The 24436-nt window shown below is 71.7% G+C and carries 19 protein-coding genes and 1 riboswitch; of the genes, 9 read left to right on the plus strand and 10 right to left on the minus strand.

Annotated features, from left to right (window positions below; genetic code table 11):
• Window positions 1-31 precede the first annotated feature (31 nt).
• Window positions 32-634, minus strand: a complete 603-nt coding sequence (locus tag AB0A61_RS03250; RefSeq protein ID WP_361285288.1) for a Uma2 family endonuclease — start codon at window positions 632-634, stop codon at window positions 32-34.
• A gap of 200 nt (window positions 635-834) precedes the next feature.
• Here AB0A61_RS03250 and recQ point away from each other — a divergent pair, with 200 nt between their 5' ends.
• The gene (recQ, locus tag AB0A61_RS03255) at window positions 835-2805 is read left to right on the plus strand and encodes a DNA helicase RecQ (RefSeq protein WP_361286219.1); all 1971 of its coding nucleotides are present in this window, start codon (window positions 835-837) and stop codon (window positions 2803-2805) included.
• A gap of 107 nt (window positions 2806-2912) precedes the next feature.
• Here recQ and AB0A61_RS03260 read toward each other — a convergent pair whose 3' ends face one another.
• The 8 genes from AB0A61_RS03260 to fahA all read right to left on the minus strand — a co-directional run bounded on the left by AB0A61_RS03260 (window position 2913) and on the right by fahA (window position 12988).
• Window positions 2913-5657, minus strand: a complete 2745-nt coding sequence (locus AB0A61_RS03260) for a fumarate reductase/succinate dehydrogenase flavoprotein subunit (protein WP_361286222.1) — start codon at window positions 5655-5657, stop codon at window positions 2913-2915.
• Between the two features lie 62 nt (window positions 5658-5719).
• Complete coding sequence (locus AB0A61_RS03265) at window positions 5720-6619, minus strand: ABC transporter ATP-binding protein (RefSeq protein WP_361285291.1); 900 nt, start codon at window positions 6617-6619, stop codon at window positions 5720-5722.
• The gene (locus tag AB0A61_RS03270) at window positions 6603-7580 is read right to left on the minus strand and encodes an ABC transporter permease (protein WP_361285294.1); all 978 of its coding nucleotides are present in this window, start codon (window positions 7578-7580) and stop codon (window positions 6603-6605) included. Before AB0A61_RS03270 ends, AB0A61_RS03265 begins: the two co-directional genes overlap by 17 nt.
• 26 nt (window positions 7581-7606) lie before the next feature.
• Complete coding sequence (locus AB0A61_RS03275; protein WP_361285297.1) at window positions 7607-8953, minus strand: ABC transporter substrate-binding protein; 1347 nt, start codon at window positions 8951-8953, stop codon at window positions 7607-7609.
• A 16-nt stretch (window positions 8954-8969) separates the two neighbouring features.
• Window positions 8970-9197 carry a ferredoxin family protein gene (locus AB0A61_RS03280; RefSeq protein ID WP_361285300.1) on the minus strand — a complete coding sequence of 76 codons (228 nt, stop codon included), beginning with the start codon at window positions 9195-9197 and terminating at the stop codon, window positions 8970-8972.
• A 91-nt stretch (window positions 9198-9288) separates the two neighbouring features.
• The gene (locus AB0A61_RS03285) at window positions 9289-10080 is read right to left on the minus strand and encodes a GntR family transcriptional regulator (RefSeq protein ID WP_361285303.1); all 792 of its coding nucleotides are present in this window, start codon (window positions 10078-10080) and stop codon (window positions 9289-9291) included.
• Between the two features lie 174 nt (window positions 10081-10254).
• The gene (locus AB0A61_RS03290) at window positions 10255-11193 is read right to left on the minus strand and encodes a M56 family metallopeptidase (RefSeq protein ID WP_361285306.1); all 939 of its coding nucleotides are present in this window, start codon (window positions 11191-11193) and stop codon (window positions 10255-10257) included.
• Window positions 11194-11776: 583 nt separating this feature from the next.
• Window positions 11777-12988: a fumarylacetoacetase gene (gene fahA, locus AB0A61_RS03295; protein ID WP_361285308.1), complete on the minus strand. Its 1212-nt coding sequence runs from the start codon at window positions 12986-12988 to the stop codon at window positions 11777-11779.
• A 196-nt stretch (window positions 12989-13184) separates the two neighbouring features.
• On the opposite strand from fahA, the gene AB0A61_RS03300 reads away from it, so the two are divergent.
• The 3 genes from AB0A61_RS03300 (at window position 13185) to AB0A61_RS03310 (ending at window position 17000) form a co-directional block, all read left to right on the plus strand.
• Entirely contained in the window at window positions 13185-14453 is a 1269-nt protein-coding gene (locus AB0A61_RS03300) for an ATP-grasp domain-containing protein (RefSeq protein WP_361285311.1), read from the plus strand.
• Between the two features lie 187 nt (window positions 14454-14640).
• A complete protein-coding gene (locus tag AB0A61_RS03305; RefSeq protein WP_361285314.1) occupies window positions 14641-15843 on the plus strand; it encodes an FAD-dependent oxidoreductase in 1203 nt (400 codons plus the stop codon).
• Between the two features lie 344 nt (window positions 15844-16187).
• Window positions 16188-17000, plus strand: a complete 813-nt coding sequence (locus tag AB0A61_RS03310; protein ID WP_361285317.1) for an HAD family hydrolase — start codon at window positions 16188-16190, stop codon at window positions 16998-17000.
• Window positions 17001-17096: 96 nt separating this feature from the next.
• On the opposite strand, the gene AB0A61_RS03315 is transcribed toward AB0A61_RS03310, so the two are convergent.
• Complete coding sequence (locus tag AB0A61_RS03315; protein ID WP_361285320.1) at window positions 17097-17582, minus strand: transglycosylase SLT domain-containing protein; 486 nt, start codon at window positions 17580-17582, stop codon at window positions 17097-17099.
• Window positions 17583-17584: 2 nt separating this feature from the next.
• A riboswitch (cyclic di-AMP (ydaO/yuaA leader) is annotated at window positions 17585-17774 on the minus strand.
• Window positions 17775-18663: 889 nt separating this feature from the next.
• Between AB0A61_RS03315 and AB0A61_RS03320 the strand changes: the two genes are divergently transcribed.
• The 5 genes from AB0A61_RS03320 to AB0A61_RS03340 all read left to right on the plus strand — a co-directional run bounded on the left by AB0A61_RS03320 (window position 18664) and on the right by AB0A61_RS03340 (window position 24433).
• The gene (locus AB0A61_RS03320; RefSeq protein WP_361285323.1) at window positions 18664-19674 is read left to right on the plus strand and encodes a polyprenyl synthetase family protein; all 1011 of its coding nucleotides are present in this window, start codon (window positions 18664-18666) and stop codon (window positions 19672-19674) included.
• Between the two features lie 191 nt (window positions 19675-19865).
• The gene (locus tag AB0A61_RS03325; RefSeq protein ID WP_361285326.1) at window positions 19866-20834 is read left to right on the plus strand and encodes a CHRD domain-containing protein; all 969 of its coding nucleotides are present in this window, start codon (window positions 19866-19868) and stop codon (window positions 20832-20834) included.
• Between the two features lie 372 nt (window positions 20835-21206).
• The gene (locus AB0A61_RS03330; protein WP_361285329.1) at window positions 21207-22409 is read left to right on the plus strand and encodes a DUF2092 domain-containing protein; all 1203 of its coding nucleotides are present in this window, start codon (window positions 21207-21209) and stop codon (window positions 22407-22409) included.
• Window positions 22410-22443: 34 nt separating this feature from the next.
• Complete coding sequence (locus tag AB0A61_RS03335; RefSeq protein WP_361285332.1) at window positions 22444-23469, plus strand: ABC transporter ATP-binding protein; 1026 nt, start codon at window positions 22444-22446, stop codon at window positions 23467-23469.
• On the plus strand, window positions 23456-24433 hold the full coding sequence (locus AB0A61_RS03340) for an ABC transporter permease (RefSeq protein WP_361285335.1): 978 nt from the start codon (window positions 23456-23458) through the stop codon (window positions 24431-24433). The genes AB0A61_RS03335 and AB0A61_RS03340 overlap by 14 nt, the downstream gene beginning before the upstream one ends.
• Window positions 24434-24436 lie beyond the last annotated feature (3 nt).

Genomic DNA, 24436 nt, shown 5'->3' on the forward strand with positions numbered 1-24436 from the left:
TCAGGGGTGCCGGGCGGCGGTGCGCGTGAGGTCACTGCTCCTTGTCGCGGCGTGCCCTGATCCGGGTCAGGTCCAGGTCCACCGGGAAGGGAACGTCCATCTTCATCCGCTCACGGTGGATGCCGGTGCTGGTGTACGTGCCGGTGGTGGGCTCCAGCTCAAATGTGTGAACGGCGGCCCGGCCGTTCTCGTTCTCCACTCGCCAGTAGTGGGGGATCTTCGCCCGGGCGTACTTCAGCGGGTTGGTCTCGCGGTCGCGTGAGACGGAGTCCTCGGAGACGACCTCGATGGCGAGGACGACTGCATCCGCCGGGAAGCGAGTCTGCCCCGGATCTTCCACCACGTCCCCGCGTACGACGACCACGTCCGGCTCGGGCCGGTTCTGGCGGTCGAGGTCGCTGGTGAACTCGCGGACGACCTCAAGGTCCTCGGGCGCGACGGACTGTAGCTGCCAGTTGAAGAAGTCGACAGCGCGTGAGTGGAAAAGGGTCTGCGGACTCGCGAAGACGAGACTCCCGTCGATCAACTCCGTGTGCGGAGGGAGATTCGGGAGGCGGTCCAGGTCGTCGGCGGTCCAGCCGCCTTCCGGCGGGGTCGGCCAGCTGGGCGTGGACGCCTTCGGTGCGACGCTCATCAGTGCTCCCATGGGACGGAGTCACGCCGGTGCATTCAGACTATCGGCCGGAAACGGGCACGTCTCCCACGCACGTGCGAACGACTGGCACGTCCTTGACCTCGGCCGCTGGGGCCGGCCTGTGGATAACTCCGGAGCTGTCGGCGCTGCCCCCTATCGTGGAGGCAGTGGTCGAGGGACGACGTACGGGGGACGAGACGATGGGCGGGACGGGCGGTATCACCGAGATGCCAGTGACGGAGAGCGAGGCGCTGGCCACGCTGCACCGGGTCTTCGGATACGAGGCCTTCCGGGGCGAGCAGGAAGCGGTCATCGAGCATGTGGTGGCGGGTGGCGACGCCGTCGTCCTCATGCCCACCGGCGGCGGCAAGTCGCTGTGCTACCAGATCCCGGCCCTGGTCAGACCGGGTACGGGCGTCGTCGTATCCCCCCTCATCGCGCTGATGCAGGACCAGGTGGACGCCCTGCGGGCGCTGGGTGTGCGCGCCGGGTTCATCAACTCCACGCAGGACTTCGACGAGCGGCGCGTGGTGGAGGCGGAGTTCCTGGCAGGCGAGCTGGACCTGCTGTACCTGGCCCCGGAGCGCCTGCGCGTCGACGCCACGCTCGACCTGCTGTCCCGCGGCAAGATCGCCGTCTTCGCGATCGACGAGGCGCACTGCGTGTCCCAGTGGGGGCACGACTTCCGCCCCGACTACCTGACTCTGTCGTTGCTCGGCGAGCGCTGGCCGGACGTGCCGCGGATCGCGCTCACGGCGACCGCCACCCGAGCGACGCACCAGGAGATCACTCAGCGGCTGCACATGCCGCGGGCCCGGCACTTCGTGGCGAGCTTCGACCGGCCCAACATCCAGTACCGGATCGTGCCGAAGGCCGACCCCAAGAAGCAGCTGCTGACCTTCCTGCGCGAGGAGCACACGGGCGACGCGGGCATCGTGTACTGCCTCTCACGCAACTCCGTGGAGAAGACGGCGGAGTTCCTCACCCGCAACGGCGTCGAGGCGGTCCCCTACCACGCCGGCCTCGACGCCGGGACGCGCGCCGCCCACCAGTCCCGCTTCTTGCGCGAGGACGGCCTGGTGGTGGTCGCCACGATCGCCTTCGGCATGGGCATCGACAAGCCGGACGTGCGGTTCGTCGCCCACCTGGACCTGCCGAAGTCGGTGGAGGGCTACTACCAGGAGACCGGTCGAGCCGGACGCGACGGACTGGCCTCCACGGCCTGGATGGCGTACGGGCTGAACGACGTCATACAGCAGCGCAAGCTGATCCAGTCGGGTGAGGGCGACGAGGCTTTCCGCCGCCGGGCCGCCGCCCACCTGGACGCGATGCTCGCGCTGTGCGAGACGGCCCGGTGCCGCCGCGGTCAGCTGCTCGCCTACTTCGGCCAGGATCCGGACCCGTCCGGCTGCGGAAACTGCGACACATGCCTGACCCCGCCCGAGACCTGGGACGGCACCATCGCCGCCCAGAAGGTGCTGTCGACGGTGGTACGGCTGCAGCGGGAGCGGGGGCAGAAGTTCGGCGCGGTCCAGATCGTCGACATCCTGCTGGGCCGGCGGACCGCGAAGGTGATCCAGTTCGACCACGACCAGCTGTCCGTGTTCGGCATCGGCGAGGAGCTCACCGAGGGCGAATGGAGGGGTGTCGTACGGCAGTTGCTGGCGCAGGGGCTGCTCGCGGTCGAGGGCGAGTACGGCACGCTGGTCCTGACCGACACCAGTGCCTCGGTACTGCGGCGCGAGCTGGAGGTGCCCCTGCGCAAGGAGCCGAAGAAGCCGGTGACCACGCGGCCCGCCTCGTCGTCCTCGGGCTCCTCCTCGGGCCGCGGGAAGTCCAAGGCCGCGGCGGCCGAGCTGCCCGAGGAGCTGCTGCCCGCCTTCGAGGCCCTGCGGACCTGGCGCGCAGAACAGGCCCGTGAACAGGGCGTCCCGGCCTACGTCATCTTCCACGACGCCACGCTGCGCGAGATCGTCACGGTCTGGCCGGCGTCGGTGGCGCAGCTGGGCACGGTCAGCGGCGTGGGCGAGAAGAAGCTGGCCACTTACGGCGAGGGCGTGATCGGGGTGCTGCAGTCGCTGGGCGGTCCGTCCGCAGCGGCGACGCCAGACTCCGGCCAAGCGGAGCCGGCGGACGACTGGGACGAGCCCGCACCCGACGACTTGATATAGCGACGCGTCACGGACCGGGTGAGCCAAAGCGCAACAGGTCACGGGGCACAGCCACGGGGCACACGCCACGGGTCACGGGTCACAGGCCACGGGGTACAGGTCACGCGTCACAGGCCGCGTGACGCGTACGCCCTGACGTCCGCGTCCGTGTCCGTCGTCGCGGTGGCGAGCGCGGCGCGGGCGGATTCCGAGTCGCTGTGCCGGGCCAGGGCGAGGACGGCCGCCTTGCGGACGTCCGCGTTGGTGTCGGCGAGGGCCTCGGCCAGAGCCGGTACGGCGACCTCCGGGTCCGCGGCGGACAGAGCGGTGGCGGCACCGGAGCGGACCTGCCACGCCGGGTCGCCCAGCGCCGCAACGGCCCGCTCGGTCAGCGCGGCCGGCCCGTCCGAGGAGGCCAGCGCCGCGAACGCGGCACCGCGGACCAGGGGATCGGCATCCACGGTCAACCGGTCCAGCGCGGCCTCGGCGAGGTGGCCGCCGCGGAGGTTCGCCAGTGCCTTGGCCACCGTGACGCGCACCTCGCGAGCGGGGTCGCCGGCCGCGCGCGCGATCGGCTCGGCGGCATCCACCGACACCAGGGCGCGCACCGCCTCGACACGGACGGCGGTGTCGGCGTCGGCGAGGGCCGCGGCGAACAACTCGGCGCCGCACAGGCGCAGGGCGCGCAGTACGTCGAGGGCGGCTGCCCGCACCACCGGGTCCGACTCGGCCAGGGCGTCGGTGAGGCCCTCGCGCAGGGCCGGGTCGGGCGGCAGGGTCTCGACCAGTTCGCGCAGGGAGGCGGCCGCGGCGGCGCGGACGTCACCGTGCGGATCGCGCAGTGCGGCGGCGAGGGCGGGACCGGTCCCGGTCGGCACGGTCTCGGTGAGGACGCTCACGGCGGCCCGCCGGACATCGGCGTCGGGGTCGGCCAAGTAGCGCCGGAGCACGGGAAGTTCCGGCTCCCGGTCGGCCAGGGCGACCAGCTCCAGGAGCCGCGAGGCGGCTTCCGCGTCCCGGCCCGGCAGACCGGTACCGGACGGCTCGGCCCTACCCGGGCCGACGCCCTCGGGGACGAGCGAGGCGCCGAGCGATGCGGGAGCCGCGTCGCGCGACCCGGCGGTGGCCACGTCCTCGGCGTGGACCTCGCCCAGGTGCCGGGAGGGACCGCCCACGGGGGCGAAGCCCTCCACCGGCACCAGATACGGAGCCACGGGACGAGCCGTGAACTCCATCGCACCGGAGGGGGACTTGTGCAGATCGAGATGGTGGAACCAGGACACGTCGTCGCTGTGGGGATGGTCGAGACGGTCGTGGTAGAGGCCCCAGCGGGACTCCGTGCGGGCCAGGGAGGCCCGGGCGGCCATCTCCGCGCAGTCGCGGATGAAGGTGACCTCGGCGCAGCGCATGAGCTCGTGCGGGGTGCGGGCGCCCATGGCCGCGATCTCGGCGCGCATCCGTTCGAAGGCCGCCAGCGCCAGGGACAGCCGGGCGCCGGACTTCGGCGGAGCCACGTAGTCGTTCACGAAGCGGCGCAGCTTGTACTCGACCTGGGGCTGCGGCGGGCCGTCCGGGTTGCGCAGGGGGCGGTAGATCAACTCGTGCGCCTCGCGCAGCTGGTCGTCGGGCAACTCGCCCTCGTGGGCGCGGTATCGTGCCGCGTCCTCGCCCGCCAGCTCCCCGAAGACGAACGCGCCGATCATGTAGTTGTGCGGGACGCAGGCCAGGTCGCCGGCGGCGTACAGGCGGGGCACGGTCGTACGGGCGTGGTCGTCGACCCGTACGCCGGAGGCCGAGTGGCCGCCGCACAGGCCGATCTCGGAGATGTGCATCTCGACGTCGTGGGTGCGGTAGTCGTGGCCGCGACCCGCGTGGAAGGTGCCGCGGGTGGGGCGCTCGGTGGAGTGCAGGATCGACTCCAACGCCGAGATCGACTCCTCCGGCAGGTGGCTCAGCTTCAGGTAGACCGGCCCCCGGTCGCTCGCGACCTCCGCCGCGAACTCCGCCATCATCTGTCCCGACCAGTAGTCGGAGTCGACAAAGCGTTCGCCGTGCCGGTTGACCTGGTAGCCGCCGAAAGGGTTGGCGACATAGGCGCAGGCGGGGCCGTTGTAGTCCTTGATCAGCGGGTTGATCTGGAAGCACTCGATGCCGGTGAGCTCCGCGCCCGCGTGGTAGGCCATCGCGTAGCCGTCGCCCGCGTTGGTGGGGTTCTCGTAGGTGCCGTAGAGGTAGCCGGAGGCGGGCAGGCCCAGGCGGCCGCAGGCACCCGTCGCCAGGATCACCGCTCCCGCGCGGACGACGACGAACGCGCCGGTGCGGGTGTGGAATCCCACCGCGCCGACCGCCCGCCCGTCTTCGGCGGCGGTCAGCACGCGCACCGGCATCACCCGGTTCTCGATTCTGATCCGCTCCCGCATCTCGCGCCGCCGCAGCTGCCGGTACAGGACCTTCTTCACGTCCTTGCCCTCGGGCATGGGCAGGACGTAGGAGCCGGAGCGGTGCACCTGCCGGACGGCGTACTCGCCGTGCTCGTCCTTCTCGAACTTCACCCCGTAGGACTCCAGCCGCTGGACCATGGCGAAGCCGCGGGTGGCGGTCTGGCGGACGGTGGACTGGTCGACGATGCCGTCGTTGGCACGGGTGATCTCGGAGACGTAGTCGTCGGGCTCGGCGCGGCCGGGGACGACCGCGTTGTTGACGCCGTCCATGCCCATGGCGAGCGCGCCGGAGTGCCGCACGTGCGCCTTCTCCAGCAGCAGCACGTCCGCGCCGTGTTCGGCGGCGGTCAGGGCCGCCATGGTGCCGGCGGTGCCGCCGCCGATGACGAGGACGTCGCAGGAGAGCTCCTCGGCGTCACTGAGGGCGGGGATCGCCACAGGGGTCCGGTCGGGAGTGTCCGGGGTGTCCACCAGGGTGCCTTTCGGATGCTGGATCAGCTGCTCAGGGAGGTCAGGACGGTACGGCGCAGCGCCGTGCGCGCCGGGTCGTCGTGCGCCGCGCGGTCACGGGGCCGCGGCACGTCGCGCACGGCGATCAGGCGGCCGGTGCCGAGCAGGGCCACGCGGTCACCGAGGAACAGCGCCTCGTCCACGTCGTGCGTGACGAAGACGACCGTCGCGCCCGTGCCGCGCAGCACCTCCACCAGCAGGTCCTGCATGCCCGCGCGGGTCTGGGCGTCGAGGGCGCCGAAGGGTTCGTCCATCAGCACGGCACGCGGACTGCCCGCCAGCGCACGGGCCAGTTGGGCGCGCTGGCGCTGCCCGCCGGAGACGTGGTGCGGCAACTGCCCCGCCTGCCCGGCGAGTCCCACCCGCTCCAGCCAGGACTGGGCGCGGGTACGGCGGTCGGCACGGGACAGGCCGCCGATGGCGAGGGGGAGTTCGACGTTGGCGCGCAGGCTCCGCCAGGGCAGCAGGGCGTCCTCCTGGAAGACCAGCGCACGGTCGGCGGACGGGCCGGGCAGCGGGCCGCCGTCCTGGGTGATCGCCCCGGCGAGCGGTGGCAGCAGCCCGGCCAGGGTGCGCAGCAGCGTCGACTTGCCGCAACCGGACGGGCCCACGACGGTGAGGATCTCGCCGGGGGCGATGTCCAGGTCGACGTCGTGCAGCACGGGGGCGTCAGGTCGGCCGAGGGTGACCCCGGTGAGGCCGAGCCGCGCGCCGGCCGACGCGGCGCCGCCCTGCGGTGTGCCGCCGGCCCCGGCCCGCGCGCCGGCCGACGCGGCGCCGGCCCGTGGTGCGCCGCCGGCCCCGGAGGTACCCGTACCTGGACCGGCGACGGCTTCGGCGGCCGTCCGGCTCTCGGACGTCTCGGTCTCAGACGAGGTGCTCATCGCGCGCCTCCTCGTGCTCGGACCCGGTCTTCTCGGACTCGGGCTTCACACGTGCGGCGGCCCTGTGCCCGGTGTTCGTCGGCAGAGTGCCGGAGGCGGGGGATCCCGGGGCGACGGCCCTGGGGATCCGAGGCCGGGCACCGGACACGTACGAGGTGCTGGGGAGCCAGCGGGTGAGGCGGCGGCCCAGGAGTTCCACGGTCGTGGAGGTGAGCCAGCCGAGCATCCCGATGGTGACCATGCCGACGAAGACACCCGGGTAGTCGACCACCGTGTAGTCCTGCCAGGTGCGGTAGCCGACGCCGTACTGGCCGGAGATCATCTCGGCCGAGATCACACAGATCCACGAGACCCCGATGCCGACCGACAGGCCCCCGAAGATGCCGGGCAGCGCGCCGGGCAGCACGACCGAGCCGAGGATCCGCCACCTTCCCCCACCCATGGTGCGCACCGCCTCCTCCCACACGGGGGTCAGCGCGCGGACGGCGTGCCGGGTGGAGACCAGGACCGGGAAGAAGGCCGCGGCGCAGGTGATGAAGACGATGCCCTGTTCGTTGGAGGGGAAGAGGAGGATCGCGACGGGGACGAGGGCGATCGCCGGGATGGGGCGGACCACCTCCAGCAGCGGTCCCAGCAGGTCCTCGGCGAGCCGCGAGCGGGCCACGAGCACGCCCGTGGCCACGCCCAGGAAGGCGGCCAGCAGGAAGCCGGTGAGGATACGGGTGAGGCTGTCGGTCAGGTCCGTCCAGTAGTCGGCGCCGGTGAGCCGGCCCGCGAAGGCGCGGGCCACGTCGGTGACCGTCGGGAACTGCGAGAAACGCAGCCACAGGTCGATGTGCCGACTGGTCAGCAACTGCCACGCACCGAGGGCGGCGGCCGGCGACCCGGCCCGCAGCGCGTACCGGCCGGCCCGCGCAGCCCACCTGCTCGCCCCGCTCGCCCGCGGAGGCCACCCGCTCACGCCGCCCGTCGGGGCAGCCCGCCGGGTCATGACGCCCGTCCCAGCGCTTCGGCGTACGTGACCGTACGGGCGCCCGGGTGACCGCCGACGTACGCCTGGGCGGTCGCCGGTGCGACGAACGGGAGGAGACCGGTCCCGTCGGCGACCCACACCGCCTTGTCGGCGAACCACAGCGTGCCGGTGGTGGTGTCGGGGACGTACGCGGCACGGATGCCGTCCCGGTGCCGGGCGAGGTAGGCCAACAGGCCCTTCGGCGACTTGAAGCTGCGGGTCTGCTCGGCACCCTTCTCCCACACCTCGCCCGCGGCGGGCGCGGGTGTGGCGGCGAGATCCTTCGCGTAAGTGGACCCGAGAGCCTGCTTCACGTACCGGTCGTCGACGAAGGAGTCCACGTCGATGTCGCCGGTCAGCTTCGCGGACTTCAGGATCGACACGTCCTGCTTCAGGGCGGACACCAGTTGCGGCCTCAGGGCCGGGTCGAAGGTGGAGATGCCGTGGGCGCCGTTGTAGAGGTAGACGACCTCGGCGGGCAGGCCGGTGGCCTTCGCGACCTTCTCGGCGGCGGCGACGGGGTGGGCGTTGAGGTAGTCCGTGGCCTCGGCCTGGGCCCTGAGGAAGGTCTTGAGGACGGCGGGGTGTTTCTCGGCGAAGTCCTCGCGGGCCGTGACGCCGTGGAAGGTGGGGAGGTTCAGCTGGGCGCCGTCGTAGAGGGCCTTCGCCTTGCCCTGGTAGGTGAGCAGACCCGGCCAGGCGACGAACTGTGACAAGGCGTCCACACTGCCCGCCGAGAGGGCGGAGGCGCCCACCGCCGGCTGCTGGTTGAGCTTCTCGACACCCTTGTCGGCTTCGATGCCGGCACGCTGCAGGGCGCGGACGAGGGTGCCGTCGGCCGCCGATCCCACACTGGTGGAGACCCTCTTTCCCTTCAGGTCCGTCAGGGAGGTGAGCTTGGAGCCGGGCGATGTGACGATGGTGTTGAGTCCGCCGCGGAGGTTGTAACCGGTGACGGAGACCAGGCGGGTGGGTCGGCCGAGCTGCCTGCCCCGGGCCGCGTTGATCAGTAGCGGGAAGTCGCCCATCGAACCGATGTCGATCTTCCCCGCGGTCATCTGCGCGGTGATGGGAGCTCCGGTGGCGTAGTCCTGCCAGACGACCTTGTACGTATGGCCGTCGTGGAGGGAGTTCAGGTCCTTCTCGAAGGCCCCGAGTGCGCGCAGCAGGGTGCCCGCGGTGACGGTGTTGATGGTCTTGGACTGGTAGCCGACCGTGACGGTGACCGCGGAGCCGTCGCTTCCGGCCGAAGCGGTGCCGCCGCAGCCGGACAGGGGAAGGAGCACGGCGATCGCGGTCAGGGCAACTGGGGTGCGTTTCATGGCTGGTTCGCGCCTCTCACCGGAGCAGATAGGGCATGTTGACCGTGACGGCTCCGGTGGGACAGCGGGCCGCGCACGGGCCGCAGTACCAGCACTCGTCGACGTGCATGTAGGCCTTGCCGCTGCTCTCCTCGATCGCGAGGGAGTCCAGCGGGCACATGTCCACACAGAGCGTGCAGCCGTCGATGCACTTCGACTCGTCGATGGTCACGGGCACATCGGCCCGCTGGGGCGCCAAGGGCATGGCTGTCTCCAGGAAGGTCGAACTCGGTAAGCGGACCTGGTACGGGGACCTGGTACGGGGACCTGGTACGGGGACCTGGTACGCGGACTCGTCAGAGGGCTCGGCGCAGCAGGCCGTTCATGGCGATGCGGTCGCCGCGGAAGCGGATGAACTCCAGGTCCACCGGGCGGCCGTCGGCGAGGTGGGTGAGACGTTCCAGCATCAGCACGGCCGCGCCGCGTGGGGCCTGGAGCACGGCGGCGGAGTGGGTGTCCGCGTTCACCGCCTCCAGAGTGATCTCGGCGTGGCCGAGCGGCTGACCGGTGACGGCTTCCAGCAGGCGGAAGACGTCGGTGTTCTCCAGGTCGGCGCCGAGCAGGTCGGCGCCGATGTCGAGGGGGATGTAGGTGAGGTCGAGGGAGAGGGGGAGGCCGTTCAGGCGGCGCAGCCGCTCGATGTAGAGGACGTCGGCGCCGGCGGGGACGCGGAGGCGTTCGGCGACCGGGACGGGTGCGGGGGAGGGTCCCATGGTGCGGACCTCGTTGGTGACGCGGCCGTGTTCGCGGAGGGTTTCCGCGAGACCCATCAGGCGGTCGAGCCCGTGCGAATACTTCTGGGCGACGACCACCGTGCCGACACCGGGGAGGCGTTCCACGAGACCTTCGGCGCGCAGGAGGTCGAGGGCCTGGCGGACGGTGTTGCGGGAGGTGCGGTAGTCGGCGGCCAGGGTGGACTCGTGCGGGAGCGTGGCGTCGGGGAAGGCGTCGGTGAGCAGTTGGCGGCGGAGCAGGTCGGCGAGTTGCCGGGCCCGGTCGGCGCGCAGCCGGCGCCGGGCCCGGTGGGCGGCGACGGTGGTCGCTGCGCCCTGGGCGGCGTGGTCCCGGATGCGGTCGGCGGCTGGCATGGCTCGAACCATACCCAGACAGTAGGGAAAGTCGTGTTGCTGGAGTGTTGCGCCAGGCCCAGCGGTTGGGGGATACCCTCTGACCTGCTGATTCCCCGGCGGGTGGGCAAGATCTGCCAGTAGCTGCCGCTGTCCGGGCGGCGCGCTCACCGCGTGGCGAGGGTGCCGCTCGGCTCAGCCCAGAGCCGTCAGCCCCGGAGCGAACACGATCAGCAGCGGCAGCAGCGGCACCAGCGCCGCCACGGTCGTGGTGAGGGCGCGCCGCCCGCGGTTCAGCCGCGGCGGAGGTTCCAGGAGGCGGTCGACACGCTCGCCGAGCAGACGGTGGCTGGAGGCACAGGAGAGGACTCCCCGGTGCTGGTTGAGCTCGATCAGAGCGAGGGCCGTGGTCAGATGACCGTGGTGGCGGGAGGCCGTGTCGTCCGCCGCCAGTTCGACGAGCCGGTGGGTCTGGTCGCAGAAGTGGGTGAACAGCGGGACGCGCGGAAAGCCGGTGGCCAGCGCGGTCGACAGGTGCAGCAGCCAGTCGTGGTGGGCGCGGGCGTGGCCGCGTTCGTGGGCGAGGACGGCGTCGAGCTGGTGGCCGGTGAGGCGGTGCAGTGCGCCGGTGGTGACGATGAGCTGGGGCGGGTGACCCGGCAGCCACCAGGCGTCCGGGTACTCGTCCTCCAGCACGAGCATCGGGCCGCGCGCCGCCGGAAGGCCCGCGGGCAGGTCGGGGGCGCGCTCGCGCAGATGGGCGCGGGCCCGGCCCCGGCGCCGGCGTGCCTCGGCGAGCTCACGGGCGAGCATGGCCGTGGTCCAGCCGGCGCCGCCGGCCAGCAGCAGGGTGAGGGCGGCCGCCCACAGTGGCGTGGCCGAGAGGTCGTACGCGGCGGTCACGGCGGGCGGTGCGGGCGCGAACACCCGGTCGCGGACGGTGTGGAAGACGGCCGCGGCACCGAGGACCAGCGCGCCCAGACAGCACAGCAGGGCGGTGGCGACCAGGCACTGCCACACCCACAACGCGACCACGGGCTCCCGCTCGGGCCAGGCGGCCCGGGTCAGCGCGCGGGGAACCGGCACGGCGGCCGTCAGAGCGACGACGCTCAGCAGGAGCATGCACACGGTCATGCCACGGACTCCGGATCCTGATCGGAGGTGGGGCGGGTGTCGGGTGGTGCGGTGAGGGCGGACGACGCGATGCGCGCGCACGGCCTGCCGTCAGTATGACGGCGGCGGGCGGCGGGAGTCAGGGGTCATGCGACAACCGATCACACCCGCGCCCGCCCCCGACGCCCCCGGCCGCCCGTGTCGCCCAGGCCGCGAGGAGCTGAGCCGCCGGGGAGCGAGGATCCGAGCCACCACCGCGCCGCGCCCCGACCGGCAGCCCGCCATGACCCGGCCCGGCCCGGCACCCCGCCACGACCCGACCCGACCCCTCACCCCGCCACGACCGGTTGGGCCCGGCCCGACCCCTCACCCCGCCACGACCGGTTGGACCCGACCCGACCCGACCCGACCCGACCCCTCACCCCGCCACGACCGGTTGGACCCGACCCGGCACCTCGCCACGACCGACCCGACCCGGCCCGCCGCCACGACCGGTTGGACCCGGCCCGACCCGGCCCCCCGCCACGACCGGTTGGGCCCGGCCCGACCCGGCACCCTGCCACGACCCGGCCCAACCCGGCCCGCCGCCACCCGGCCTGACCCCTCACCCCGTCACGACCCGCCCCGTCACCTCCCCGAGGCCGACCCGGACTCCGTCCGGGCCCGGTGCCCATGCCGTCAGCGTCACCACGTCGCCGTCCTCCAGGAAGGTCCGCTTTCCGTCCGGGAGTTCGAGTGGGTCCCGTCCGTTCCAGGTCAGTTCCAGCAGCGAACCGCGCTGCGCCGGCTCCGGACCGCTCACCGTTCCAGAGCCGTACAGGTCCCCGGTGCGCAGGGAGGCGCCGTTGACCGTCATGTGGGCCAGCTGCTGCGCGGCCGTCCAGTACATTGTGGAGAACGGCGGCTCCGAGACCACGTGCCCATTGATCGCCACGGAGATCCGCAGGTCGTAGCCGCAGGGCTCCTCGTCGGAGTCGTCCAGGTACGGCAGCAGTGGATGGGTGCGCTCCGGCGGTGCCACTCGGGCCTCCTCCAGCGCGTCCAGCGGGGTGATCCACGCGGAGACCGAGGTGGCGAAGGACTTGCCGAGGAACGGGCCGAGCGGGACGTACTCCCAGGCCTGGATGTCGCGCGCCGACCAGTCGTTCAGCAGGCACAGCCCGAACACGTGCTCACGGAAGTCGGCCGTCGGCACCGGCGTGCCCAGCCGTGACGGCACGCCCACCACGAAGCCGACCTCCGCCTCGATGTCCAGACGGATCGACGGCCCGAAGACCGGGGCGGGGTCGGTAGGGGCCTTGCGCTGTCCCGAGGGCCGTACGACGTCCGTGCCCGACACGACGACCGTCCCCGAGCGGCCGTGGTAACCGATCGGCAGGTGCTTCCAGTTGGGGGTGAGCGAGTCCTCGGCCGCCGGGCGGAAGATGTGCCCGACGTTCCGCGCGTGGTTCTCCGAGGAGTAGAAGTCGACGTAGTCGGCGACCTCGAAGGGCAGGTGCAGGGCGACCGAGGACAGCGGGTACAGGAAGGGCGCCACGGTCTCCTGGTGGGACGGCACCGACACCCACGCCGTCAGCGCGCGCCGGACGTCGGACCACGCGGTACGGCCCGCGGCCAGGAGCGGGTTGAGGGTGGGCTGCGCGAGCAGGGAGGCGTAGGGCGAGCCCAGCGCCCGTGCCGCCGCGCCGGCGTCGAGGACGCGGTCGCCGAGCCGGACGCCGACGGTCCGCTCCGGCGAGCCGGCGCGGGAGAAGACGCCGTAGGGAAGGTTGTGCGGACCGAAGGGGTCGCCCTCGGGGACCTCGAAGGGGGGCATGGGGTACTGCCTTCCTTTCCCGTATTTCCATGTGGCCAGGCCACACGTTACGGGTGAGTCGGCCCTCTTGGGCAGTGTCTAAAGAGTTTGCAATGTCCGAATTGGTCTTGTCGGAGGGGGCAATTCCGGCTTAGCGTCCTTTGGGGGACGCGGACGGGGTGGGTCCGCTCCGTAGGGGGGACACGTGGGGGGACCCGTGGCCAGGAATGCCGTCAGTGTGCCTTTCGGGGCCGACCGTGACGTGCCGGGCCTGATCGTGAAGTTCGGCGACTACCCGCTGCATCACGGCGGAGTGGGTGCGATCCGCAGCCTGGGCCGGCTGGGCGTCCCCATGTACGCGATCACCGAGGACCGCTACACCCCTGCCGCCTCCTCCCGCTACCTCAAACGCGCGTTCGTCTGGCCGACCAGGGGTACCGAGGAGGCGGACCACCTGGTGGAGGGCCTGCTGCGCATCGCCCGCCGCGTCGGCCGGCCGGCCGTCCTCGTCCCCACCGACGAGGAGGCCGCCGTCCTGATCGCCGAACACCAGGACGAACTCAAGGGTCACTACCTCTTTCCGCGTGTCGCCCCCGGCCTCCCGCGCCGTCTGGCCAGCAAGCAGGGCCTGCACGAACTGTGCGTGGAGCACGGCATCCCGAGCCCGGCCGCCGCGTTCCCGCAGTCGTACGACGACATCGCCACCTTCGCCGAGAAGGCCAGGTTCCCGGTGGTGGCCAAGAACCGCGAGGCGTTCGTACGGCGCAGCCGGCCGGCCGTGAACGGCACGACCAGGATCACCACGCGCGAAGGCCTGCTCGCGCTCGCCCGCGACTGGGGCGAGCGGCCCGGCGTGATCCTCCAGGAGTACCTGCCGAGGGAGGAGGCCGAGGACTGGATCGTGCACGCCTACTTCGACCAGGACTCGACCCCGCTCGCGATGTTCACCGGTGTGAAGGTCCGCTCCTGGCCGCCGCACGCGGGCATGACGGCGAACGCGTACGTCGTGGACAACCCGGAACTCGCCGACCTCGCCGCACGTTTCATCAAACAGATCGGCTTCGCCGGCATCATCGACCTCGACCTGCGCTTCGACCGGCGCGACGGACAGTACAAGCTCCTCGACTTCAATCCGCGCATGGGCGCCCAGTTCCGGCTCTTCGAGAACGAGTCGGGGGTGGACGTCGTACGCGCCATGCATCTCGATCTGACCGGACGCACCGTTCCGGAGGGGGAACAGCGGGCCGGCCACCGGTACATCGTGGAGAACATCGACCTGCCCGCCCTCCTCGCCTACCGACGCAGCGGCTACACGACGCCGCACGCGCCGGGCCGGCCGAGCGGGACGGAGCTGGCCTGGCTCGCGGGTGACGACCCACTGCCGTTCTTCACGATGCTCGCACGCTTCGTGCGGCCGGGCGCGAAGCACCTCTATCAGCTGTGGCGGACCAACCGCCGCGGCAGCACGACCGGTTCGGGCAGCTGACCTTGGCAGCGCCTGGAACCGGCGCCGCACCGGGTCCGGGCGGCCACACCGTCGTCCGAACTGCGGCACACCGCCGCTCCGGGCGGCCCCGTCGTCCGGACCCGCGGCACCACCAGTTCGGACGGCCGGTCCCGTCGCCCGAACCGGCCCACGAAGTGACGAACAGTACGTCCTGGGGAGGGACTTCGTGAATCAACCGGTAGCAATCATCGGTGCCGGGCCGTTCGGCCTGTCCACTGCCGCGCATCTGCGAGCGCGCGGCATCCCGGTCCGCGTCTTCGGCGAGCCCATGGTCAGCTGGCGCGACCACATGCCCGTCGGAATGCTGCTGAAGTCGACTCCGGTCGCCTCCAGCATCGACGCCCCGCAGCAGGGCCACACGCTCGGCGACTACTGCGCCGCGGCGGGCATCAGGCGGCTGGTGACGGACGAGGACATCATCCCGGTCGAAACCTTCATCGCCTACGGAGAGTGGTTCCAGCAGAAGCTGGTGCCCGAGCTGGAGCGGGTGCGGGTGGTCTCCGCCGACCGGCGGCCGGGCGGCGGTTTCGACCTGAAGCTGGACTCCGGCGAGCAGTTCACGGCTCGCGCGGTCGTGGTGGCGACAGGGCTGTTCGGCCTGTCCCACCTGCCGCCGGAGCTGGCCGGAGCGGCGCCGGACGGCCCCGCGTCCACCGGTCCGGTCTCGCACAGCTCCCAGCACCACGACCTCAGCCGGTTCGCCGGCCAGGAGCTGATCGTCGTCGGCGCGGGCCAGTCCGCGCTGGAGACGGCCGCGCTGGCGGCCGAGGCCGGGGCGCAGGTGCGGCTGGTCTCGCGGGGCCGGGGCAAGGTCGCCTTCGGCGCACCGCCGTGGGGTCAGCCGAAGCTGCGCCCCGAGTCCCCGTTCGGCCGCGCCTGGTCGCTGTGGGCCCTGAGCTACTACCCGCACCCGTACCGCTATCTGCCCGCGCAGACCCGCCACTATCTCGTCCGCAGGGTCCTCGGCCCGCTCGGCGCCTGGTGGCTGCGCGACCGCTTCGAGGGCAAGGTGCCCGTCCACGAGGTGACCCGCATCCTCCGCGCCGAGGCCCCGGACGGCCGCCCGGCGCTGACCGTGCAGACCCTCGGCGGCAGCACGCAGGAGCTGACCGCCGACCACGTCATCGCGGCGACCGGCTACCGCGTCGACATCGCGGCGATGGACTTCCTCGGCCACGAACTGCGTACCGAACTCGCGGTGAGCCGCGGCGCCCCGAAGCTCGGCGCGGGCTACGTCTCCTCCGTCCCCGGCCTGTACTTCACCGGCCTGCCCGCGGCCGCGTCCTACGGCCCGGTCATGCGCTTCGTGTGCGGTACGGAGTTCGCCTCCCCGCGGCTGGCCAAACACCTGGCCGCGGCTCACGGCTGAAGGCCCCGGAAGGGGCTCACGGCTGAAGGATCGGGAAGGGGTCCTCGACTGAAGAACCGGGAGGGGGTCAACGGCTGAAGGACCGGGAGGAGAGCCACGGCTGAAGAACCGGGGGGTCCACGGCTGAAGAACCGAGAAGCGGAAGCGGCCCGCGCGGGTCGTCGTGATCCAGCTCACCACCAGGTTCGGCCGCCGCGGCAGCACCACGACGGAACCGGCGGGACCCCCTGGTGAAGAGCCGACGCGGCGAGGGGAGTTGGGGGTTGCGGCCGGGACGGCAGTGAGCGGCTGGGTCGTCCGATTCGCATCGAGTCGGTGGGGCGGCTCATCCGTATTCTCTGATCATGGCCGCACCCCTCGCATATGCCCTCATCGCCACGGACCTGGACGGAACGCTGCTGCGCGGCGACGACACCCTGTCCGACCGGTCCCTCGCCGCGCTCGCCCGGGTGGCGGCGGCCGGCGCCCGGCATCTGGTGGTGACCGGGCGGCCGGTGCCGCGGGTGCGCCCGCTGCTCGACGACCTGGGTACCGCCGGGCTCGCCGTGTGCGGGCAGGGCGCGCAGCTCTACGACGCCGGGGTGCACCGGCTGCTGTGGTCGGTCACCCTGGACCGGGAACTGGCCGAGACCGCGCTCGGCAAGATCGAGGCCGAGGTCGGGCAGGTGTATGCCGCAGTCGACCAGGACGGCGTGGACGGGCTGACGCTCATCGAGCCCGGGTACCTCATGCCGCACCCGACCCTGCCCGCGGTGCGGGTCGAGCGGCGCGACGACCTGTGGTGCGCGCCCATCAGCAAGGTGCTGCTGCGCCATCCCACGCTGTCCGACGACGAACTGGCGGCGGCGGCCCGGAGCGTGGTCGGTTCCCTCGCGACGGTCACCATGTCGGGGCCGGGGACGGTCGAGCTCCAGCCCTGCGGCATCAACAAGGCGACCGGGCTGGCGCTGGCCGCCGAACATCTGGGGCTCCGCCGCGAACACGCCCTGGCCTTCGGCGACATGCCGAACGACATCCCCATGTTCCAGTGGGCCGCCCGCGGCGTCGCCATGGCGAACGCGCATCCCGAGCTCAAGGCGGTGGCCGACGAGGTCACCTTGTCGAACGAGGACGACGGCATCGCCGTCGTCCTCGACCGACTGTTGCCGGGGCACTAGGCACCGGAGGGTGTCAGGGGGCCCTCGGGCAGCGCCGGGGAGCGTCAGGGAACGTCAGCGGGCGCACGGCTGCCGCGCGCCCGCCGGATCTCAATGTCAGTACGCGCCGTGGACGTTGTCTATCGAGCCGTACCGGGCGGCCGCGTAGTTGCAGGCTGCCGTGATGTTCGCGACCGGGTCGTAGATGTCGTAGGACGTGCCGGAGACGTGGTACGCCCGGAACGTCGGGTCGATGACCTGGAGCAGACCCTTGGACGGGATGCCCTTGGCCGCGTTCGAGTCCCACAGGTTGATGGCCAGCGGGTTGCCCGACGACTCGCGCATGACGTTGCGGTAGATGCCGTTGTACGTGCCCGGGATGCCCTTGTGCGCCATGAGCGCGAGCGACGCGCGGATCCAGCCGTCGAGGTTGTTCGGGTACCCGACCGTGGCGACGGCCTTGACGGACGTCGTGGGGGCCGCGGAGGCGGTGGTCGCGCCGACGAGCGGCAGGGCGAGAACGGCCGCACCGGTGCCGACGACGGCCAGGGTGCGGGCGGGGCGGGCGGTGCGGAAACGGCGGAGCAGACCCTTTGCGGGCATGGTTGATTCCTCTCCGTCGCCTGCGAGGTGAGCTGTCGGGTTCGGGCTGGGAGGTGCCCGGCCGTGCCCCTGAGGGCACCGGCTTCACCCCGAGCCGTTCCGGCACGGCGTACGACGGTTACGTACGACGCCGGCCCGGCGACTTACCTGGGTCCCCCGCTCCTGCCATGCGTGGTTCGGTCGATGGGTTCCCGGGCGGCGGCAGGATTCGGCGTCCGCCCGACGGCCGGGAACGTATGCGAGAGCACATGTCCGAAACAAGTAGCCGATTCACACATCGTCCTAGTTGACCTTGATGTGAGGCGTATGAGGAGATTGATCCTTTGCGAATGTCAAGGGTCAACTGGCGTGTGGAGAAAGGGGAAACGGGGATAAGCGGGGGAGGCGGCGTCGTGGGGCCGACGTGACCCAATTCACGGTTTGGTGGCTGAAGTGCATATGCGGCTAAGGGGAATTGGCGCCTCAATAAGGGTAAATCGGGCAATCCGGGAGCGGCGTGTGAGGGCTGTCACTTTCGGGGGTGTGCAGGCGCACCGAAGCCGGGCCGGCCCGCTCGGAGGAGGGCCCGGGGTCGAGCGCAGAGGGCCGAGGGCGGAGGTGCGCCGGGGTGGGCATGTCTCAAGGGGGTGGGGGTGGAGGTCCCGGCGAAGGTCGACGCCGCAGCTTCGGCACCGGTGGTCGAAGCCGGTGGTCGAAGCCGGTGGTCGGAGGCGGGTCGGAGTATCGGTTGCCGGGCATCGGGCACCGGGCGCCGGGTGCTGGTTGCGCGCGGATCGTGCGGCGTGTCGTGGCGGTGAGCGCCACCGTGGTCCGTTCGGATGTCGTCCGTGGGCGAGGGTGGCGCAGTGGCGTCGATCCGGTGACGAAGACGGATGAACGAGGTAAGAGGGGTAAGTCGACAAATATCTGTTCTTATTGGTTGATCAAAAACATACCGGGCGTGATCCGATACCGCCTGGCCTGTATGGGTGGGCGCTATCGGTGATCGAAACGTGACCGGATACGCTGACTTGAGTGTTGGCAGCGACCTATCGACAAACCGTGTAGTACCCAGCAGACACCAGCAGACAGGAGACCCCTCGTGACCGTCGTCGGGCCGTTCGGGCTGAGCGTGCGGGACCAGGCTCTCGAAGCCGATGTCCAGGCCGGGTTGGCGGCTGTCGAGGAAGGGTTGCTCGAAGCCACGAAGAGCGAGGTCCCCTTCATCACGGAGGCCGCCCAGCACCTCGTGCGGGCGGGCGGGAAGCGATTCAGGCCGCTGCTCGTGATGCTCGCGGCGCAGTTCGGAGACCCGTATGCGCCGGGGATCGTACCGTCGGCCGTGGTGGTGGAGCTGACCCATCTCGCGACGCTGTACCACGACGACGTGATGGACGAGGCCGCGGTGCGGCGTGGGGTGGCCAGCGCGAACACCCGCTGGGGGAACTCGGTCGCGGTCCTCACCGGCGACTTCCTGTTCGCCCGGGCCTCGCAGATCCTCGCCGACCTCGGCCCGGAGGCGGTGCGCGTGCAGGCCGTGGCGTTCGAGCGGCTGGTCACCGGGCAGATTCTGGAGACGGCGGGGCCGCAGGACGGGCGGGACCCGGTCGACCACTACCTGGACGTGCTGGGCGGCAAGACGGGCTCGCTGGTGGCCGTGTCCTGCCGGTTCGGGGCGATGATGTCCGGCGCCGACGAGACGGTCGTGGACGTGCTCACCCAGTACGGGGAGCGGCTGGGAGTCGCCTTCCAGCTGGCGGACGACGTGCTGGACATCGCGTCGGACTCGCACGAGTCCGGGAAGACGCCGGGAACGGATCTCCGGGAGGGGATCGCGACGCTTCCGGTGCTGCGGCTGCGGGAACGCGCGGCACGGCTGGGCCTGGCCGAGGACGTCGCGCTGTGCGAGCTGCTCGACTCCGACCTGAGCGACGACGCCCGGCACGCCCAGGCGCTGGCCGAGCTGCGGGTGCATCCCGCGCTGGAGCAGGCGCGGCGTGACACCGTGCGGTACGCCGAGGAGGCGCGGGCCGCGCTGGCACCGCTCAAGGAGTGCGACGCGAAGACCTCCCTGATGGAGCTGTGCGACGCGGTGGTCCACCGGGCGGGCTAGTTCTTCACCTGCCCCGGCGCCAACCCTCTGCGTGAAATGTCCTGATAGTTCTGTATGTCTGTCGGCATCCGGGTGTGTGACGCGGCTCACATTTCTGGACTGAGTCCAATCTGGGATCTATTCCGTACTCACGCCCAGAAGCTGACGCAGGGGGCGTCAGCTGAGATATGGGGGGAAACGACATCATGGGCATGAACGCGACGTTCTCGAAGCGCCGTAAGGGCCTGCTCGTCGCCGCGGTCGCGGTGGCCGCGATCGGCGGTGTGGCCGCCGCTGCGGTGCCGGCCGCCGCCGCGAGCGGACGCCACACGGGAGGCGGCGGCACGGCGAAGACCGGGGGAACGGTCCTCGTGGCAAGCCTTCGGGGTGCCAATGAGGTGCCCGTGCAGGGCGGGCCGGCCGTGGGGGACAAGGACGGCGCCGCACTCGAGTTCATCAAGGTCAGGGGCAGCAAGGTGTCCGTCGCCGTGACCTGGCGCGGCACCGGCACGCCGACCATGCTCCACATCCACCAGGGGGCCAAGGGCACCAACGGCGGAGTCAAGATCGACTTCAGCAAGCTGCTGGGCAAGGCCCACCGGCGCAACGGCCACAGCCTCGTCGGCACCGTCGACGTCCGCGACTCCGCCCTGCTCAAGCAGCTCACCAACGACCCCGGGTCCTTCTACGCCAATCTCCACACCGCCGGGTTCCCCGGCGGGGCCGTCCGGGGCCAGCTGCACAAGGTCACCACCGCCGTCGACTTCCGGCACGCCCTGGGCAACTTCCAGGCCTCGGTCATCAAGGGGCGGCAGATCTACCGGTGCGAGGCGGGCGCCGACGGCAGCCACGCCTTCGCCCGGCGGGACGTCGCCGCCCTGCTCGGCGGCGGAATCCGGCACTCGTTCGTGAAGCCCGGCTCCGGCACCCCGCGGTGGGTCGCGCCGGACGGCAGCGCTGTCACCGGGGTGGTCCTCACCAAGGCCCCGAACGGGGACGGCAACATCCCGGAGCTCGACCTCAAGGCCGCCCCGGCCGGCCGCCACCACGGCCTGCTCGCCGGTACCGCGGAGATCCTGCGGCTGAACACCGTCGGCGGTGTCGCCCCGACCGGCACGTGCTTCCCGGGCACCGTCGCCGCCGTCCCGTACCAGGCCGACTACGTGTTCGTGCAGCACTGAGTCACCGGCCACCGGCCACGCCGCCCGTCACCAGCCACGCCGGGGGCCACCGGTCACCCGGCGCCCCCCGGCCACTCGGGCGGCCACCGGCACCGGCCGCCCGTGGTGGCGCCTCCCCGTACGACCCCTACGGGGCGGGGGAGGCGCCGGGCCCTCGTGTCATACCCCAGGTGTACACGGAGTTGGCTCCGGAGTCTGACGCTTCTTCGGGGCGGATTTGGTCAGATGGAGAACACGGACAACACCACTCCTCACCGAAATGGGTGAGAATGGCGGCTCGGGGTGGTGGGGGCACCGCCCCGCTCCAGCGAAGCGCGAGCTCGGGGAGAGTGCAGACGGACAGCCGCCGCCGACGACGGAGGTAAGGCACAGATGGCACCGTACGAATCCGACGGCAGCTCGGGCGCCGAGGAGGCCGACGACCTGCGCTGGGGGCGGCGCAAGGCCGCTCGCTACGTCGTCCCGGTCGCGGTGGTGGGGGTGGCGGCGGCGACCATCGGGCTCGTCCCGGCGCTCGCCGACTCCGGCGACCCCAACCTGCCGAAGATCACCGCGCAGCAACTCATAGAGAAAATCGCCAAGTCAGACGTCCAGCAGCTGTCCGGCACGGTGAAGATCAGCACGGACCTCGGTCTGCCCGACCTCGGCGGCCTGGAGAGCGGCATCGCCTCCGGCCTCGCCAAGGGCGGTGACGGGTCGTCGGCCGACCCGACGTCCAAGCTCACCGAGCTGGCCTCCGGCACGCACACCGTGCGCGTGGCGGCCGACGGCCAGGACCGGCAGAAGGTCTCGCTCATCGAGAGCGCCGCCGAGTACAGCGTCATCCACAACGGCAAGGACGTCTGGGGCTACGACAGCAAGTCGAACGAGGTCTACCACGGCACCGCGTCCCAGGACGGCAAGCGGCACAAGGACGAGGCGCCCGCCACGCCCAAGGACTTCGCCGACCAGGCCCTGAAGTCGGTCGACGACACCACCTCGGTGACGGTCGACGGCACCGCCCAGGTCGCCGGCCGGGACGCCTACAAGCTCCTCATCAAGCCGAAGCACGCCTCCGGCACCACGGTCGGTGCGATCAGCATCGCCGTGGACGCTAAGACCGGTATGCCGCTGAAGTTCACGCTGACCCCGGCGAGCGGCGGCGCCGCCGTCGTGGACGCGGGCTTCACACGGGTCAGCTTCGCCAGGCCGGCCGCCTCGACCTTCGACTTCACGCCGCCCAAGGGCGCGAAGGTCACCGAGGAGAAGAAGGACGCCAGGGCGCCCGAACACGCACAGAGGCCGGGTGCCTCGCCCAAGGACTTCGCCAAGGCCGGCTCCAGGGTCCTCGGCAAGGGCTGGAACTCCATCGCCGTCTTCGACACCGGCACCAAGGGCGGCGTCCCGTCGTCCTCCGGCAAGGGCGACCTGAGCGGCTTCCTCGGTTCGCTCGGCGACCACGTGAGCGGCAAGTTCGGCAAGGGCACCGTCTTCTCCACCCGCCTGGTCAACGCCCTGATCACCGACGACGGCAAGGTCTATGTCGGTGCCGTCACCAAGGGCACGCTGGTGACGGCGGCGAACACCGGGCAGTAAGCACGCCCACGAGCACGACGAATCGAGGGAGCCGATGGACGTGGCGTCCGCCACGGAGCCGGATCCGGAACCGGCCGCGCGGCCGGCTCCGGCACCCGGCCCGGATGCGCAGGGCGCGGGGGGCGGCGCCGACGGTGTCATCCACACCCGCGCGCTCACCAAGCGCTACCGCGGCGGACAGCTCGCCGTCGACGGTCTCGACCTGACCGTCCCGGCGGGCAGCGTCTTCGGCTTCCTCGGTCCGAACGGCTCGGGAAAGACCACCACCATCCGCATGCTGATGGGCCTGATCGAGCCCACTTCCGGCACGGCGCGCGTCCTGGGGCGCCCCATGCCCCGCTCCTCGCGCTCCGTGCTCCCGCACGTGGGCGCGCTCATCGAGGGACCCGCCCTGTACGGCTTCCTCTCCGGCCGCGACAATCTGCTGCGCTACGACGCCGCCGACCCGACCGCCGACCCGAGCACCCGGCGTGCCCGCGTCGCCGCCGCGCTGGACCGGGTGGGGCTGACGGCGGCCGCGGGCAAGAAGGCCCGGGCCTACTCCCTGGGCATGAAGCAGCGCCTCGGCCTCGCGGCGGCGTTGCTCCAGCCGCGCAAGCTGCTCGTCCTCGACGAGCCGACCAACGGTCTCGACCCGCAGGGCATGCGCGAGATCCGCTCCCTGGTCCGGGAACTGCCCTCCGACGGCACGACCGTCTTCCTCTCCTCCCACCTGCTGGACGAGATCGAGCAGGTGTGCACGCACGCGGCGGTCATGGCGCAGGGCAGGCTGATCACCCAGGGCTCGGTGGCCGAGCTGGCCGCCGGAGTGCACGGCCGCCTGGTGGTGACCACGCCCGACACCGGGGAGGCGGCCCGGGTGCTGAAGGAGCAGGGAGCGGCCGACGTCGTCGTCGCCGAGGACCGGGTGACCGCAGAGCCGCCGGAACGGGACCTCGCCGAGGTGAACGCGGCATTGGTGACGGCGGGCGTCCGAGTCCGCGGATTCGGGGTCGAACGCGCCTCGCTGGAGGACGCGTTCGTGGCCCTGACGGGGGAGGGCTTCGATGTCGCAGGCTGAGGCCCCGACGGGCCAGGCGGACGCCTCCGAGGGCCAGGCGGACGCCTCAGAGGGGCAGGCGGAGGTCGCCGCGGGGCGGGCGGACCGTTCGACCGGCCGGGGCGGGACCGTCGTACGCAGGCCGGGCCCGCTGTGGACCTTCGGGCTGCTGCGCAGCGAGCTGGTCACCACCTTCCGGCGCTGGCGCACGCTCGCCCTGCTGGGCGTGCTGGCGGCCGTGCCGATCCTGGTCGGGGTGGCCGTCAAGATCGAAACCGGGGGCGGCTCACGGGCCGACCGTGGGGGCGGCGGGGGACCGGCGTTCATCACGCAGATCACCAACAACGGACTGTTCCTGGTGTTCACCGCGCTGGCCGCGACACTGCCGTTCTTCCTGCCCATGGCCATCGGTGTGATCGCCGGTGACGCGATCGCCGGCGAGGCCAACGCGGGCACGCTGCGCTATCTCCTGGTCGCTCCCGCGGGCCGCACCCGCCTGCTGCTCACCAAATACGCCACGACGATGGCCTTCTGCCTGGTCGCCACTGTGGTGGTCGCCGTCTCGGCCCTGACCGTCGGCGCGCTGCTCTTTCCGCTGGGCGACCTGACGACCATCTCCGGCACACAGATCAGCTTCGCCGACGGTCTGGGGCGGGCGCTGCTGATCGCCCTGGTGGTGGCCGTCTCGCTGATCGGGGTCGCCGCTCTCGGACTGTTCGTCTCGACGCTGACCAACAGCGGCATCGCCGCGATGGCGACCACCGTGGGGCTGCTGATCACCGTCCAGATCCTCGACCAGATTCCCCAGCTGCACGCGATCCACCCGTACCTCTTCTCCCACTACTGGCTGTCCTTCGCCGACCTCATGCGCGACCCGGTCTACTGGGACGACCTGGTGAAGAACCTGGAGCTGCAGGCCCTGTACGCGGCGGTGTTCGGTTCGGCGGCCTGGGCACGGTTCACGGCGAAGGACATCACCGCGTAGGCG

The organism is Streptomyces sp. NPDC046197 (assembly GCF_040646295.1).
GTDB lineage: Bacteria > Actinomycetota > Actinomycetes > Streptomycetales > Streptomycetaceae > Streptomyces.